15 protein-coding genes are annotated in these 14,395 nt (G+C 51.5%); 5 read left to right on the top strand and 10 right to left on the bottom strand.

Annotated elements, in window-relative coordinates:
• Positions 1-4: 4 nt before the first annotated feature.
• Positions 5-583, bottom strand: coding sequence for a Fe-S biogenesis protein NfuA (nfuA, locus tag ABEA14_RS08580; protein WP_345339526.1), 579 nt, complete (start codon positions 581-583; stop codon positions 5-7).
• Positions 584-736: 153 nt separating this feature from the next.
• Positions 737-1,492 carry a ComFC family protein gene (locus ABEA14_RS08585; RefSeq protein WP_345339527.1) on the bottom strand — a complete coding sequence of 252 codons (756 nt, stop codon included), beginning with the start codon at positions 1,490-1,492 and terminating at the stop codon, positions 737-739.
• A 33-nt stretch (positions 1,493-1,525) separates the two neighbouring features.
• On the opposite strand from ABEA14_RS08585, the gene bioH reads away from it, so the two are divergent.
• From bioH to ABEA14_RS08600, 3 genes are all read left to right on the top strand, one after another.
• Positions 1,526-2,353 (top strand): pimeloyl-ACP methyl ester esterase BioH, encoded by an 828-nt coding sequence (bioH, locus tag ABEA14_RS08590; protein WP_345339528.1) that lies wholly within the window; start codon positions 1,526-1,528, stop codon positions 2,351-2,353.
• A gap of 67 nt (positions 2,354-2,420) precedes the next feature.
• On the top strand, positions 2,421-2,684 hold the full coding sequence (locus tag ABEA14_RS08595; RefSeq protein ID WP_345339529.1) for a hypothetical protein: 264 nt from the start codon (positions 2,421-2,423) through the stop codon (positions 2,682-2,684).
• A gap of 131 nt (positions 2,685-2,815) precedes the next feature.
• Positions 2,816-3,772 (top strand): putative metalloprotease CJM1_0395 family protein, encoded by a 957-nt coding sequence (locus ABEA14_RS08600; RefSeq protein ID WP_345339530.1) that lies wholly within the window; start codon positions 2,816-2,818, stop codon positions 3,770-3,772.
• Between the two features lie 240 nt (positions 3,773-4,012).
• Here ABEA14_RS08600 and ABEA14_RS08605 read toward each other — a convergent pair whose 3' ends face one another.
• From ABEA14_RS08605 to ABEA14_RS08625, 5 genes are all read right to left on the bottom strand, one after another.
• Positions 4,013-4,159, bottom strand: a complete 147-nt coding sequence (locus tag ABEA14_RS08605; RefSeq protein WP_345339531.1) for a hypothetical protein — start codon at positions 4,157-4,159, stop codon at positions 4,013-4,015.
• Positions 4,160-4,429: 270 nt separating this feature from the next.
• Complete coding sequence (locus ABEA14_RS08610) at positions 4,430-6,790, bottom strand: Tex family protein (protein WP_345339532.1); 2,361 nt, start codon at positions 6,788-6,790, stop codon at positions 4,430-4,432.
• A 255-nt stretch (positions 6,791-7,045) separates the two neighbouring features.
• Positions 7,046-7,966 (bottom strand): manganese-dependent inorganic pyrophosphatase, encoded by a 921-nt coding sequence (locus ABEA14_RS08615; protein WP_345339533.1) that lies wholly within the window; start codon positions 7,964-7,966, stop codon positions 7,046-7,048.
• A gap of 512 nt (positions 7,967-8,478) precedes the next feature.
• The gene (locus ABEA14_RS08620) at positions 8,479-9,906 is read right to left on the bottom strand and encodes an ArnT family glycosyltransferase (protein ID WP_345339534.1); all 1,428 of its coding nucleotides are present in this window, start codon (positions 9,904-9,906) and stop codon (positions 8,479-8,481) included.
• A complete protein-coding gene (locus ABEA14_RS08625) occupies positions 9,906-10,922 on the bottom strand; it encodes a glycosyltransferase family 2 protein (protein ID WP_345339535.1) in 1,017 nt (338 codons plus the stop codon). Before ABEA14_RS08625 ends, ABEA14_RS08620 begins: the two co-directional genes overlap by 1 nt.
• Positions 10,923-11,080: 158 nt before the next feature.
• Here ABEA14_RS08625 and ABEA14_RS08630 point away from each other — a divergent pair, with 158 nt between their 5' ends.
• Both ABEA14_RS08630 and ABEA14_RS08635 read left to right on the top strand, forming a co-directional pair.
• Positions 11,081-11,761 (top strand): response regulator transcription factor, encoded by a 681-nt coding sequence (locus tag ABEA14_RS08630; RefSeq protein WP_345339537.1) that lies wholly within the window; start codon positions 11,081-11,083, stop codon positions 11,759-11,761.
• Entirely contained in the window at positions 11,758-13,071 is a 1,314-nt protein-coding gene (locus ABEA14_RS08635; protein ID WP_345339538.1) for a sensor histidine kinase, read from the top strand. Before ABEA14_RS08630 ends, ABEA14_RS08635 begins: the two co-directional genes overlap by 4 nt.
• On the opposite strand, the gene ABEA14_RS08640 is transcribed toward ABEA14_RS08635, so the two are convergent.
• The 3 genes from ABEA14_RS08640 to ABEA14_RS08650 all read right to left on the bottom strand — a co-directional run bounded on the left by ABEA14_RS08640 (position 13,028) and on the right by ABEA14_RS08650 (position 14,392).
• Positions 13,028-13,483 carry a GtrA family protein gene (locus ABEA14_RS08640; protein WP_345339539.1) on the bottom strand — a complete coding sequence of 152 codons (456 nt, stop codon included), beginning with the start codon at positions 13,481-13,483 and terminating at the stop codon, positions 13,028-13,030. The genes ABEA14_RS08635 and ABEA14_RS08640 overlap by 44 nt on opposite strands.
• Before the next feature lie 90 nt (positions 13,484-13,573).
• Positions 13,574-13,999, bottom strand: a complete 426-nt coding sequence (locus tag ABEA14_RS08645) for a DUF4288 domain-containing protein (protein ID WP_345339540.1) — start codon at positions 13,997-13,999, stop codon at positions 13,574-13,576.
• Positions 14,000-14,020: 21 nt separating this feature from the next.
• Positions 14,021-14,392 (bottom strand): hypothetical protein, encoded by a 372-nt coding sequence (locus ABEA14_RS08650; protein WP_345339541.1) that lies wholly within the window; start codon positions 14,390-14,392, stop codon positions 14,021-14,023.
• Positions 14,393-14,395 lie beyond the last annotated feature (3 nt).

A 14,395-nucleotide genomic window follows, 5' to 3' on the forward strand; every position in this document is an offset into this window, starting at 1 on the left:
GCATTTAGTAGTACGAGTGCTCGCCGTGCTGGTGTTCGGTTGCGTCACGCACACCTTTCAATTCGCCTGCAAAGGTTTCCAGCATTTCTTTCTCGATACCTTCTTTGAGTGTTACGTCCACCATGGAACAACCATTACAGCCGCCACCAAACTGCAGGATGGCATAACCGTCTTCGGTGATTTCAATCAGTGTGACCTTGCCGCCATGATTGGCTAGCTGCGGGTTGATCTTAGATTGCAGAATATATTCAACACGTTCAATCAGAGGTGCGTCATCTGAAACCTTACGCATGCGTGCGTTGGGTGCTTTCAGGGTTAACTGAGAGCCCAGATTGTCAGTCACAAAATCAATAGACGCTTCTTCAAGAAAAGGCGCACTCTGCTCGTCAACCACCACTTTAAATAGCGGGTAATCGAAGTGCAGATCATCCTCTTCAACCGCTTCTGCCGGGCAGTATGAAACGCCGCATTCTGCATTTGGGGTGCCTGGGTTCACAACAAACACTCGAATACGAGTATCTTCTGCCTGCTTCTCCAGCAGTTTGCCGAAATGCGCTTGTGCCGTCTCGGTAATTTCAATCATCTGTTCCTCACCCACCACACACATATAGTGCTTGACTAATTTACTCAGGTATCATCATACCGTAGATTCGCACCGGGCAGAACCTCCCGTTGCTCATCCATGATAATTAGATGATTTGTCTCTGTAAAAACCAATCTTACTCGGATTGGTTTTTTACCCTCGTGGTGAAGGCGCCCGCGCCAGACACCATACAATGACCTCTTTCGCCCCTGCAGATTTAAGTTTCTGCGCCAGGGCGTTGCATGTCGCACCCGTCGTCATCACATCATCAACCATAGCGATACGTTGTCCCTCGAGGTCTTGAAGGCAGGCAAAGGCGGCACGCATATTCGCACGTCTTTCTTTTGCGCTGAGAGATCTCTGCTCTTTGGTTGCCTTCTTGCGAACACAGAGGTTGGCCACAAGTGGGATTTCAGTCTGCCTGCTGATTGCCGCCGCCAGTATCTGGGATTGGTTGAAGCTGCGTTGCCGTTGTTTTTTAGGATGCAAAGGTATTGGGATGATCCTGTCCGGACGCATATGTGGCTCTCGCGTCAGGCGATACTGAATGTTGTAAGCCATCAATTCTGCCAGTACTTTGCCCGTAGTCAGGTCGCGCTGGAACTTAAAGTCGCTAATCAATGAGCGAATTGGAGGAGCATATAGGTAGCTACTCCATGTGGCATCAAAGTGTGGGGTGTTGTTCTGACATTTGCCGCACTGTTGTTGGCTGACCTGCATCGGTTCACCGCACTGCCGACAGGCGTGCGGTAACGAGGGCAACTCCTCGCGACAGCAATCGCAGAGTAGCTGGCTCAAGGATGACGTTTTCTGATGACACAGCAGACATCGACTGGTTAGCACTGGGCGTTGAAAAAAGCGACGTGGGTGTAACGCTGAGATTGTGAATCCCGGAAAGATCATTACCATGGGCCTCCTTGCCCAAATGACAGACAACTGAACATGCAGCCATCTTCTACTGACAAGCTAACCACTGCCGACCATGCAACGCAAGCCTCCGTGAGCGCAGATGCGTTACATATCGAAGTGCAGGGTAGTGGACCGGACTTGGTGTTGCTGCATGGCTGGGGGCTAAACGGTGCGGTCTGGTCCGGCATCGCCGAGACACTGGCGCTGCACTATCGAGTGCACATGGTCGATCTTCCCGGTTTTGGCGGCAGCACCCCGTTAGACGAATACAGCCTCAAGGCGATGGCGGAATGCGTGTTGGCGAAGTTACCTGAAAGAGCCGCCTGGATCGGCTGGTCGTTGGGAGGCTTGGTCGCTACCCAAGCGGCATTGTTGGCACCGACGAGGGTTGAGCAGTTGGTACTGGTCGCCAGTTCGCCAAAATTTGTTGCTGATGGCGAGTGGCCGGGGATCAAGCCGGAAGTGCTGTCTCAATTTCAATCCCAGTTGGGCGCAAATCTGATGCGCACCCTTGAGCGTTTTTTGGCGATCCAGGCCATGGGTAGTCCTAATCCCCGAGAAGACGTCAAAGCATTAAAACTGCAACTGGCAAAGCGGCCGGAACCTCATCCGGAAGCGCTGGCTGCAGGCCTGAAACTGCTAGAAACGGAAGATTTGCGGCACCAATTGGCAGAGCTTCAAATGCCCGTCTCCCGGCTGTATGGAAGACTGGATGCTTTGGTACCTGCTGCGGCTCAGTCGCTGGTTGCGGAACTGAAAGCGGGTCGTGATGTCTGTTTTAACAAGGCATCTCATGCGCCCTTTATCAGTCATCCGGAGGAATTCGTTTCAGAACTTCTGGATCTATTAGGAAGCGCTTGATTGCTTTAAATTTAATCAAAAATGATTAATAATTAGCCATAAGTGTGCGTATGTCTGGAGGTGAGTGATGGAAATACCCAGCGCGATTAACTCGGGCATTGAAGGTGTGCGTCGTGCCGAGCAATCGGTGGCAGAGAGCGCCAATAACATAGCGACGTCGGTTGTAGAGCCTGAAGTTGTGGAAGAGCCAGCACTGCAGACCGAAGAAGCCATTAATCTCAGTGAAGAGCTGGTCAACCTGCGAGTGCAGGAATTTAACGCCAAAGCCAGCGCGCAAGTGATCCAAACGGCTGATGAGGTCATAGGAACACTGTTAGATACCAGCGCCTGAGTCAGCAGTGCGACTCAGGCGGTTGTTCAATTAGATTCGTTTAATTGAATTTGTTTAACTGAATTCTTTTAATTGATAGTCACGCTCGATAGCAGGTACGAGCTAAGACCGGGAGAGAAAGGGGGCCGCGTATGAACATTGTCATGCCTAGTATGCCTACCATCAATCTCAATCCGTCCAATCCGCCGACGGATTCGGTTCGTCGTGACAATCAAATGCGTGAAATGGTCACGCAGACCCGCGAACTTAGTCCTTACAACCGCGAAACGCCTTTGGGGTCTGAAAAAGATCAGACCCGTCATGTAGCTAATCCCCTGAACCTGTCCCAGCAGTATGATCTGCAGGAAGCGCGTTTTGCCCGCCCCGATATCACCGAGCGAGAAGGCGAGAACGGTCAGCAGCAACAAGGCCAGGGCGAGCAGAGTCAGGATCAAGAGCGCGAACAACGCCAGCAGGCGGAACAGCAACAGTTGCAAGCGGCCATTGAAGCCGCAGAAGGTGAACTGATCCGCGAGCTGAAAGCACGTGATCTTGAGGTTCGCAATCACGAACAAGCCCACGCTTTAGTTGGCGGGCAATACGCCTCCGCCCCCACTTATACTGTTGAGCGCGGGCCTGACGGTGTCAGTTATGCCATTGCCGGCGAAGTACAGATTGATACATCCGAGGTAAAAGGCGATCCCGAGGCAACGCTGCAGAAACTAGAAACCGTTTATGCAGCGGCATTAGCCCCTGCTGAGCCATCGTCCCAAGATCGACAGGTAGCAGCAGAAGCGCAAGCCAGAATTGCGCAACTTCGAAATGAGATCGCGTTAGAAACCAACGAGCAGTATCAGCAGCAGTTTGCTGATGAAGAAAATGCCGAGGGTCCCGGCTTTGCCGAACCCCTCTCTCGCATTGCGGTGCGTTTTTTCCGACAGCCTTCCGGGCAGGAGATAGATGGCCCGCAGCTAAGTAACTTCGCGCCCGGTGGCTCACGCAGCCTTGAGATAGCGGCAGAGATACAGGAACGTGCCAATCGTATTCAGGACTTCTATCAACGCCAGGTCAATTCATTGAATACCCCTGAGCTACTCGGCACCGCCTGATATAGATTTACACTCCGGTTCAAACCAAAAAGCCTGCTTTTCAGCAGGCTTTTTTAATCAAACAGATGCCTGGTTCCGTTGCCCCAAAAGGAACTAATTTGTCTTCTGACCGTCGTATGAAATGCCGTCATATTGCGGTATGTAGGCTAATGCTGAAAACTCGGAGTGCATATGTTGTTTAGCCCAAGAAACGTCTTTACACCGTTTAACAAGGTCAAGCGCCAAGGCTTAGTTGCCTCACTATCCAGGCTGGTCCTGTTGGCGGTCGGTATCTTGCTCTTGCCAATCGTGTTGATCTTGTCTGTTGTTAGTTTTCTGATCGTTAAACTCTTTGTGGTGGCACACCTGAATAATCTCAGAAAACGGTATCAAGAGCAGAGCGTTCATAGGGACTCAGAACATCAGCAGGAGCGCTACACACAGGGGCGTACGTTTGAGCACGAACCTGGGTAGGGACATGCCAAACCCATCTTTGCATGTGAGCGTCCATTAACGATAACGTTATTCAAAACTGGATGACTCACGATGAGAACCAACACTGGAGGAGAATCACTATCCTCCAGTGCTGGTTTTATTGAGCAGGGTCTTACAGCTGTATGAGTAGATCGAAACAGTCATGCTGAATGGCTTCGTCATGACTGTTTACGTATCTTGCTACTAACGTTTTTTCGCATTGGCAAAGGCATCGGCAAAGGCGCTGTTTATCGGCGCGGCATTGCCACCACGATTTCCAGCTCCCTGATTTCGACCGCCTTGGCTTCCTCCACGTTGATTTCCGCTATGGCTAGCGCGTGTTTGGTTGCGGGCGGGCTTAGCCGCTCCGCGACTGTCACCACCACCTTGGATCACTTCCGCTTCCATCCGGCATGACAGGCTGATCCGCTTCCGAGGCAGATCCACTTCCAATACCTTCACTTTGACCACCTGACCCGCTTTGACGACGTCGCGGGGATCAGAAACAAACTGGTCTGAAAGGTGGGAGATATGTACCAGGCCATCCTGATGTACGCCGATATCGACAAAGGCACCAAAGTTAGCGACGTTGGTAACTACGCCCTCAAGGATCATGCCCGGCACCAGGTCAGCCATGGTCTCGACACCTTCCTGGAATGCCGCTGTTTCAAAAGCAGGGCGGGGGTCGCGACCCGGCTTTTCCAGCTCCCTCAACACATCTTTGACCGTGGGCAGACCAAAGCTGTCGTCGGTGAGCAATTCCGGGTTCAGTTTGCGCAATTTGCCAGTATCACCCATGACACTGGTGATGGGGGCGGCGGCTTGCGTCAGGATCTTTTCAACCAGAGGGTAAGCCTCTGGGTGAACAGAGCTTGCGTCCAGTGGGTTATCGCCATCATTGATGCGCAGGAAGCCGGCACACTGTTCGAAGGCTTTTGGCCCTAAACGGGGCACCTTCAGCAGTTGTTTACGGTTCTTGATGCCCCCTTCGCTATCACGGAATGCCACGATGTTGGTTGCCAGCGTAGTGTTTAGACCGGATACGCGGGTCAGCAGGGGGGCCGATGCCGTATTTACGTCAACGCCGACTGCGTTTACGCAGTCTTCGACCACAGCATCCAGGCCTTTGGCCAACATGCTTTGGGTCACATCATGTTGATACTGGCCGACACCGATAGACTTGGGTTCAATTTTTACCAGCTCTGCCAGTGGATCCTGCAAACGACGGGCAATAGATACAGCACCACGGATCGATACGTCCAGATCTGGAAACTCCCGGGCCGCGAACTCGGATGCTGAGTAAACCGAAGCCCCGGCTTCGCTGACCATCACCTTCTGCAACTTACTGTCTTTGGCTAACTTGAGCAGCTCGCCCGCCAGTTTGTCTGTTTCACGGGAGGCAGTGCCGTTACCGATGGCGATCAGCTCGACTTGGTGCTTCACACACAAGGCAGCCAATATCTGCAGCGATTTCTGCCACTGATTTTGAGGCGCGTGTGGATAGATTGTTGCGGTATCCAGCAATTGACCGGTACTGCCGACAACGGCGACTTTGGTACCGGTGCGCAGGCCCGGATCTAATCCCAACGTGACTTTGCGACCTGCAGGTGCAGCCATCAGAACGTCTTTCAGGTTGTTGGCAAAAACCTTAATCGCTTCCTCTTCGGCGGTTTCCCGTACCTTGTTAAGCAGTTCGGTTTCCATGTAGAGGTTAATTTTGATTTTCCAGGTCCACTGCACCACCTGCTGTAGCCAGCGGTCTGCCGCACGACCACTAAAATGCAGATTCAGATGGCTGGCGATAATTGACTCGCAGTGACTTGAGCTTGGCGCTTCCTGGCCGGGGTCGGCATCCAGAGATAACTGCAGTACGCCTTCATTGCGACCCCGGAACATTGCCAATGCACGGTGGGAAGGAACCCTTTTCAATGCTTCGCTGTGTTCAAAGTAGTCGGAGAACTTAGCGCCAGCCTGTTCCTGACCTGCTACAACTTGGCTGCTCAATTGAGCATTGTGCCAGAGGTACTCGCGGATCTGTTGCAGTAGCGCTGCGTCTTCGGCAAATCGTTCCATCAGGATATAGCGTGCACCATCAAGTGCCGCTTTGGTGTCGGCAATGCCTTTGTCGGCATCAACAAAACTCTCTGCCGTACTTTCTGGTTCTAGCGTAGGGTCACTCAGTAGCTGGTCAGCCAAGGGCTCTAAACCGGCTTCAATAGCGATTTGGCCCTTGGTGCGCCGTTTGGGTTTGTAAGGCAGGTACAGCTCTTCGAGACGGGTTTTGGTATCCGCTGCGTTTATATCTGCTTCGAGTGCAGGTGTCAGTTTGTCCTGCTCTCGGATGGAACCTAGGATAGTTTCGCGGCGCTGCTCTAACTCGCGCAGATAGCCTAAGCGCTGTTCCAAGTGGCGTAACTGGGTGTCATCCAGGCCACCGGTGACCTCTTTACGGTAACGGGCAATAAAGGGAACGGTAGAGCCTTCGTCCAGCAAGTTCACGGCCGCAGTAATTTGGGCCTCTTTTACCGCCAGTTCGTCGGCGATAGTCCGGTTTATGTTCAGCATGAAAAAAGTGACCTTTCGGGTGGGCGGGCGCAATGATGAAAAAACCGCCGCTATCCGTTGATATCAAAGGTTCGCAGGCTAACCCATTTGGCACAAAAATGCAGGAGGTAAATAGCAGAAACCGGGGTGAGGCGACAGTTGTAATGGCGGCGGTGAGCGATCACCCGCCGTTCGTTACTTTGGCTTTGAGAATCACGCCCGGGATGCCGTCGAAAGTAATTTCCACCTTTCTGTACGGGTCCCAGGCGCAGCGGCTTACGCGAAGGCTTCCTGCAGTGGTGGTACCACCTGCTTCTTACGGCTTAAGACGCCGTCCAGCCACACTTTGCCATCGACCAAGTCCTTGGCGTAGGCACGCTCAACAACGGAAGTGTCATCGCTGACTACTAGAAGCTCAGAGCCCTCTTTCATGATGTCAGTCAGCAGCAGCAGGACCGAGTGGCGGTTACCTTCGGCTTTCAGCTTGGCGATATCTTCCACCAGATCGGCTTTTGCCGCATCCAATACTGAAATATCAATCACTTCCAGCTGACCGATACCAACCAGATTGCCGTTCATGTCGAAGTCTTTAAAATCACGCAGCACCAGTTCACGGGCAGGGGTGCCTTCGACGGCAGATTTAACCTTGAACATCTCCATGCCCAGTGCCTTGAAGTCTTCAATGCCGGCGATTTCAGCCAGAGCTTCGACGCAGCGGATATCAGCAGTAGTGCAAGTCGGTGACTTAAACAGCACGGTGTCGCTGAGGATCGCGCACAGCATGATGCCAGCGATGTTCTTAGGAATGTCCACACCGTAGAAGTCATACATCATCTTAATCACGGTGTTTGAGCAGCCAACTGGACGGATCCAGCACTCCAGTGGTGTCGAGGTAGTCAGGTCGCCCAGCTTATGGTGGTCAACGATGCCCACGATAGTCGCTTCGGCGATATCGTCCGGGGCCTGGGTCACTTCAGAGTGATCCACGATGTACACCTGCTCGCCGGCATAGCTCAGTTTCAGCTCAGGGGCTTCAAGGCCAAATTTGCCTAGGATGAAAGCAGTCTCTGGCGACAGCTCACCCAAACGAGAGGCAACGGCCTCCTCACCAATCTGGTTTTTCAGGTAAGCAAGGGCAATAGCACCACAGATTGAGTCTGAGTCGGGGATCTTGTGACCTACGCAGTAAATCGGCATCGAAGTTGTCTCCATGTAGTTTGGCGTGATTTTACAAAACCAAGTCCAGCACGGGAATAAGCGGGCCACATATTTTTTCTGCTGTGTTTTCTGGCGCGCAGCGGGGCTACCGCAGGAAAGCTATTTCGTTGAGAGGCTGGCGGGAGGGTAGTTCCACACAGGCTATGTTGTGTGCTGTCACGCCCTACGGCGTGATAGCCGCCTACGCAAGAGGGCTATCAGCTTCCCTAAGTTAATGGGGAGTCGATAGAGATATAGGTATTACGGTCAGAGGTTTTTAGGAGGAGCCTGAGCTCTTCACCCGTTTCGTTTCCCACTTCGAACCAGTTACCAAAGAGGGCCTTACTCTCCTGCTCCGGCGGGGATCTATACTCTTGGGTCGTTCCAAATTTTTGTGAATATGACTGATACGGCTTCGAACCCATATGGCTCCGAAATACAGAAGGCTAATGATAGAAAAGGGCGCCGGACAACAGTTTTTATCCGGCGCAAAAGGGAGTGGCACTAATTTCCTAATAGCAGTAATAAAGTCTGTGTTTGTGCCAGGTGTGCCGCTGCTCACAGTGGGATGCATCCGGGCTATTGGCGCTATTTATCGATCCTTTAACGACGAGGTAATAGGGCGGTTGATGGTGATTCGCTGCCAACAGTTTGGCTTTACCCTGAGAATAGAATTGCCCTGAAAATGGCCGTTCTTTGAGATAGTACAGTGGCGTATTCGCAATCTCTGGTTGTGTCTGCAGTGCAGCCTGCAGCAATGGCTTCTGAGAGTTTGGCGGTATAGCTTCTGTTAACAGCGCGACCGACGCAGCCAGCAGCAAAGCTGGCGTTAGGCAACCTACCAAAAACACTTTGGGAGACCAGCAAAGACGGGACTGGTAATGGACGATCAGCAACGCCATCGCAGGTAGGCCCGGCATGATGTAGCTGTAGAGAATATTGCCCGAAAAGGTAAATAGAATGAGTGGGGCCAACATCCAGCTCCACAAAAATCCCGCATAACCTATTAGGCCTTTTGTTTTGGTTGTCTGGTGACGCTCCCTGACGCGGATTATCTTGGCAAATTGGGTTAGCAGTATTGGTGTCCATGGCAGGGCGGTGATCAGCCAAAGTAACCAGATCATGCCGCGCACTTCTTTATGCGCGGTCCCGTACAAATCTCCTTGCCAGCCACTGACCACAAATCGCTTGAAGTGCTCACCAACCAGGAAGTAGTTAAGAAATCCCGGCGTTGCTTGTTCTGCAATCATATACCAGGGCAGGGTCAATGCCAGCATCAGGACTGGGCCTGTTAGTAGCGGAAGCCTGGCCGTGAAGTGGCGCCAACGCCCTTCGGGCACCAGCCACAAAAACAGCGAGATCCCAACTAATACCAGTGTTAACGGCCCTTTGCTCATCAGGCCAATGGCCAGCCCGACAAAAAACAGGTATCCCCAATGTCTGCCTTGCTGCTGCCAGGCACGCCAGAAGCTGACCATCGCCAAGGTAATGCCCAGCGTGAGGGCGGTATCTGTCATCACAGCGCCACTGATTAAACTGAACGCGGTGGTCGATGCCAGAATGGCTGCGGCCAACCATGCGTCACTGCTATTTTGTCTGGCAAGGCGAGCTGTTTTCCACACTAATAACAGCACGCCAAAGCCAACCAGAAGGTGGGGGAGACGGGCGGCAAACTCGTTGATACCCAGTAAAGAAAAGCCTGCTGCGCTAAGCCAGGTAAACATGGGTGGTTTACCCCAGAATGGGATGCCGTAATCAAACATGGGCGTGACCCAGTTTCCTGTTTCCACCATGATCCGAGCCATTTCGCCGTAACGCGCTTCCGTCGTATCCATCAGCGGATACAGGCCGAGGCTTATCAAACGAACTAGCAAGGTACTAAGGCAGAGGGCACAGGCAAATCGCCCGATGAGTGAGAGTCGTTTAAAAGCAGCCAGCATTAATGTACTTCCTGATTTTCGTTAACGGCAGCGCTGGTGGTCTCTTCCATCACTATGTAAAGCGGTCGCTGCTTGGCTTCGATAAATAGTCGTCCGACATACTCGCCAAGCAATCCAACGGCCAACAGTTGGATCCCGCCGAGAAGCAAGACGATGGTGAGGTTCAGGTGGCCAGATAGGCCACTCAGGCCAGTAGTCGCGCCTTGATATGCAAGAAACAGGGCCGACACCAGTGCCGTGGTCAGTGAAATCAATCCTGCAAAGGTTGCTAGCCGCAGCGGGCGGGTACTGAAGGAGGTGATCCCCTCAATCGCCAGGTCAATCAGTTTGGTGTAATTCCATTTGGTTTCACCAGCCAGGCGAGGGTCCCTGTCGTATTTGAGCGTAGTGCGATTAAACCCAGGCCATGCAAATAGCCCTTTCATATAGCGGGTGCGCTCTGGCAATTGGTTAATCTGATCAACGACACGCCGGTCCAGCAAACGAAAGTCCCCGACATTCTCCGGCACAGGCATCTCTGACAGGCGTCCCATGATTTTGTAAAACGCGGCCGCAGTACTGCGTTTCAGCCAGGTTTCACCGGCACGTTTACGGCGCTGCATCTCCACTACATCTACGCCGGTTTGCCAGGCTTCAACCATCTCAGGGATAAGCTCCGGTGGGTCCTGCAGGTCCGCATCAAGAATGATCACGCCTTTGCCTTTGGTTTGCTTTATCCCGGCAGACATCGCGGCTTCTTTGCCAAAGTTACGACTTAGTTTTAACCGTACAGTCTGGTGTCTTAGGCTGGTGAGTTGCTGTAACAGTGCCCAGCTTGCGTCACTGCTACCGTCGTCGACATAGACGATTTCACAATGCTGCTCCAGTTGGTCGAGCGCACTGCAAACTCGCAGGTGGCAGGTAGCGATACTGGCTTGTTCGTTGAATATCGGAATCACCACTGAAATCAGGGGCGTTTCATCAACCAATGGGCGTGTCTTTTCACGTGGCTCTAACAGCATGGCGACGGATGACATGAGATTCCTCACAGGTTTTTTTAAGTTGGTCGCTAAGCTACAGATGGCAATGTGAAAAAAGGGTCATCAACAACTTTTTCACAAGTAGCTGTGTCATCATGAAGATAGAAACATGCGATCGCTGACGGCGAATTTGGCGAGCAAGGTAGAAGCTACATATGAACATACTATTGGTTGAAGACCATCAGGATATCGCCGGGATCATCTTTGATTATTTCGAGCTGAAGGGATTCACCCTTGATCATGCTGCCAATGGCCAGTTTGGCTTGGCGTTAGCGGCTGAAAACGTTTATGACCTGATCATTCTCGATATTATGCTGCCGAGAATGGACGGCCTGACCGTTTGCCAAAAACTGCGAGAGCAAGGCATAGATACACCCGTGTTGATGCTGACCGCACGTGATACTCGAGAGGACATACTCAAAGGATTTGGACAAGGGGCGGATGACTACTTAGTGAAACCGTTCGATCTTGAGATCCTAGAAGCCAGGGTGATGGCACTGCATCGCCGCCGGCAGGGACTGGCGGCGGCTAAGAAACTCTCCTTTGGAGAGCTAGAACTGGATCTGATGTCCCGAGAGGTCAGTCGACGCAGTTATCGCATGCCGTTGAATCCTACCCTGTTTGCCATCCTTAAATTGCTGATGACCCGCGCGCCAGATGTTGTCTCCAAGTCAGAGATTCTTGAGACAGTTTGGAAAGATGATGAACCCGATTCCGACTCTCTACGCTCACACATCTATCAGTTGCGGAATATTGTCGACAAGCCATTTCCTCACGCCTATATCGAGAATGTGCCAAAAGTTGGGTATCGATTAGTCAGGGAGTCACCCTTATGACGATGACCTCCCGGCGCCTGACCTTTATCTATTTCTCCATTGTTGCCTTTGCGATTATTGGGGCGCACATTGCCATCTTTGATTTGACCCTGGACGACATTGAATCTCTGTATGCCCGTAATCGGCTCAACGCGGCGTATGAAAGCAATAGAATCGAAATTGAACAGTTGGATGCTGGTCGCTTGGTTTTATCGCCATCTATTACCGCCTATGTTGGGCGCGATTCTTTACCTCAATACGTGACTCTTCCCGACGACTTTGAGGCTGGGTCCGTTATTGAGCAGGAACTGATACCGGTTGAATTTCCAGATCTCACGGGTGACCAGCCGGAGTACCAATATTTCTTGCTGTTTCAGTCAGGCCCCAAGCCAGGACAAGAGATATTTTTGCTCAATATGGATATGAGCTATGAGCAGGCTGAAGACGAGGTATTGCTGAATCAGACCAAACAGCTAGCCATGTCGTTAATGCTGTTGGTAGTAAGTTTGATGGTGGTCCTACGTATCTCTACTCACTTAAGTCGTCCGCTCTCCATGTTGGCTGAAAAGCTACGGATTAGAAAGCCAGAAGATTTTTCACCGCTTGAACTGCCCGATGTCGGCACCAATACCACAGAAGTGGAGTTGCTGGTGGGTAGCTTTAATCAGTATCAGCAGCAAATAGAAACATTGCTAGATAGGGAGCGCTCATTTAATCGTTACGCCAGCCATGAGCTTAGGTCACCCTTGATGGTAATAAGAGGTGCCAGCTCATTGCTTAAGCAGTCCGCAGATCCTGCCTTTGTCGATAAGCAGCGCCAACGGATTGAAGTGGCTTGCACTGAAATGAATGACATTGTCACCACCTTATTGTCGCTTACGCGAGATGAGAAGGATGCAGACCAAGCGCTGGCAAGAGAGATCTCAGAGCAGGAAATCATAGATATCTGCATCGATCACGAACACTTGCTGCAAGGGCGAAATGTGAGCTGGCGAGTTCACGTGGCAGCAGGCACACAGCTGGCGATACCAGAAGTCAGTTTTAAAATCCTGTTGGGCAATTTGATAAAAAACGCCTTTGCGTATACCGAACAAGGTAGTGTTGACGTTGAGCTAGACAGTGAAGTCATGCGAGTAAAGGATACCGGCGCAGGCCTATCTGCAGACCCCAGAGGCATTGAGGGATATGGCTTGGGTTTGGTGATCGTGCGAGATATCTGCCGAAAGTACCATTGGGCTTTTAACTTGAAAGATCAGTCTCGGCAGGGGTGTGTTGCCGAAGTGGTGTTTAAGCACGAGCAAACACCCAGCGATCAGCCAGTTGATAGTTGACCAGCATCCCAGCCAACACGCCTGGGATCATCGCCAGACATAACCAAAGGCTTTCGGTGAAGGGGACAAAGTATTCAGGTAGCAAGGAACAGAGCTGACTGGGTTGGGGAAAGGAGAACATCAACAGGCTGATACCCCAGTTGGGTAAAAACGCGACGCAAGAGGAAAGCAGAAACTGCTGATACTGATCTGCTTTGGGCTTGTCTGCGGTGTCATCTTCGCCTGCCGTGTAGCTAAAGGTCCAACGCCTGTTTAACACCCAGTTAGAACTCGCCGCGGACCAGAACGCTAAGGCCCTGGCAACGGGCAAGGGCAGCAGACTATGCAGGCATACCATCACCAGGCTATCGACAAAAAAGCCAAACCCGCCAACCAGCGCAAACTGCCCAACTTTTCTATAAGAGCTTTCCATTTACTGCGAACCACATTCCAACACTTTTCTGAATAAAGCATGAGGCCGTTAGGGTGAAAAAAGTGTCAGTGGGTGGTGCTAGTAAACAGATTAAGTAATCACACCACTAAATTCCTGATTACAGAACTTCAGTCTCAACTCTCTTTCATTCTCAAACAGGCATCCAGCTTGATGCTCGATTAGTTGCGATGGAGAAAGGGTTTGTGGGGCTAAATAGGTAGAAGAAAAAACTTCTATCCCAGCTGGTAGGTTTTCGAAAGGCTCAAACACGTCAATGAATCCCAAGTATTCTTGAGTTACATCCTGGCCATATGGATTAACGAAGGATGTTTCCTTGGCGTATTTTTCAGCCTCCGCTTCACCCCATTTGATTGCGTCATCAAATGAACGCGCTTTTATTGAGACAACTCTCTCTTCAATCAGGACCAGATCGCTTCGATAGTGCTCGTCGATTGCAATTGGGTCACCATTGGCAACTGTTCGATAGAGTGTCTTGGCTGTGTAAACTGTCCACATGGCAGTGTTTCTTCCCAAAGCTTAAAAAACCATCGCATGGTCCACAAGGTAGCGTCCTTCCTTAAAAACCAGCACAATTTCAGCGACAAACTCCCCTTCAGCTTTTGAGCAATACTGTTTCCATATCACAGCCGCAGAATCCGGACGCCTGAATACGGCCACGGGCTCTCGATGCAGCCACTGGCCTTTCTCCCGCTGATAGCGAGTACACACCTTCTGCAGATGTTCTGGCGTCACAATCGCCTTGGCTCGGTCGGTGAAATCACGCACATGTTTGTCGTGATTAATCTCAGTCGAGCCTTGCATCAGGTTATCCATAATGGGATTAGCGATATCCCAGATTTCCTGTTCTGACAGCGATTCGAAGTCCATCTGATTTTCTATTGATGTCATTGG

Origin of the sequence: Corallincola platygyrae (assembly GCF_039544265.1) — a bacterium.
GTDB lineage: Bacteria > Pseudomonadota > Gammaproteobacteria > Enterobacterales > Neiellaceae > Corallincola > Corallincola platygyrae.

Coding starts and splice junctions, on each gene's coding strand:
- nfuA (WP_345339526.1), bottom strand. CDS start 583: ATGATTGAAATTACCGAGACGGCACAAGCGCATTTCGGCAAACTGCTG.
- ABEA14_RS08585 (WP_345339527.1), bottom strand. CDS start 1,492: ATGGTAATGATCTTTCCGGGATTCACAATCTCAGCGTTACACCCACGT.
- bioH (WP_345339528.1), top strand. CDS start 1,526: ATGCAGCCATCTTCTACTGACAAGCTAACCACTGCCGACCATGCAACG.
- ABEA14_RS08595 (WP_345339529.1), top strand. CDS start 2,421: ATGGAAATACCCAGCGCGATTAACTCGGGCATTGAAGGTGTGCGTCGT.
- ABEA14_RS08600 (WP_345339530.1), top strand. CDS start 2,816: ATGAACATTGTCATGCCTAGTATGCCTACCATCAATCTCAATCCGTCC.
- ABEA14_RS08605 (WP_345339531.1), bottom strand. CDS start 4,159: ATGAACGCTCTGCTCTTGATACCGTTTTCTGAGATTATTCAGGTGTGC.
- ABEA14_RS08610 (WP_345339532.1), bottom strand. CDS start 6,790: ATGCTGAACATAAACCGGACTATCGCCGACGAACTGGCGGTAAAAGAG.
- ABEA14_RS08615 (WP_345339533.1), bottom strand. CDS start 7,966: ATGCCGATTTACTGCGTAGGTCACAAGATCCCCGACTCAGACTCAATC.
- ABEA14_RS08620 (WP_345339534.1), bottom strand. CDS start 9,906: ATGCTGGCTGCTTTTAAACGACTCTCACTCATCGGGCGATTTGCCTGT.
- ABEA14_RS08625 (WP_345339535.1), bottom strand. CDS start 10,922: ATGTCATCCGTCGCCATGCTGTTAGAGCCACGTGAAAAGACACGCCCA.
- ABEA14_RS08630 (WP_345339537.1), top strand. CDS start 11,081: ATGAACATACTATTGGTTGAAGACCATCAGGATATCGCCGGGATCATC.
- ABEA14_RS08635 (WP_345339538.1), top strand. CDS start 11,758: ATGACGATGACCTCCCGGCGCCTGACCTTTATCTATTTCTCCATTGTT.
- ABEA14_RS08640 (WP_345339539.1), bottom strand. CDS start 13,483: ATGGAAAGCTCTTATAGAAAAGTTGGGCAGTTTGCGCTGGTTGGCGGG.
- ABEA14_RS08645 (WP_345339540.1), bottom strand. CDS start 13,999: ATGTGGACAGTTTACACAGCCAAGACACTCTATCGAACAGTTGCCAAT.
- ABEA14_RS08650 (WP_345339541.1), bottom strand. CDS start 14,392: ATGACATCAATAGAAAATCAGATGGACTTCGAATCGCTGTCAGAACAG.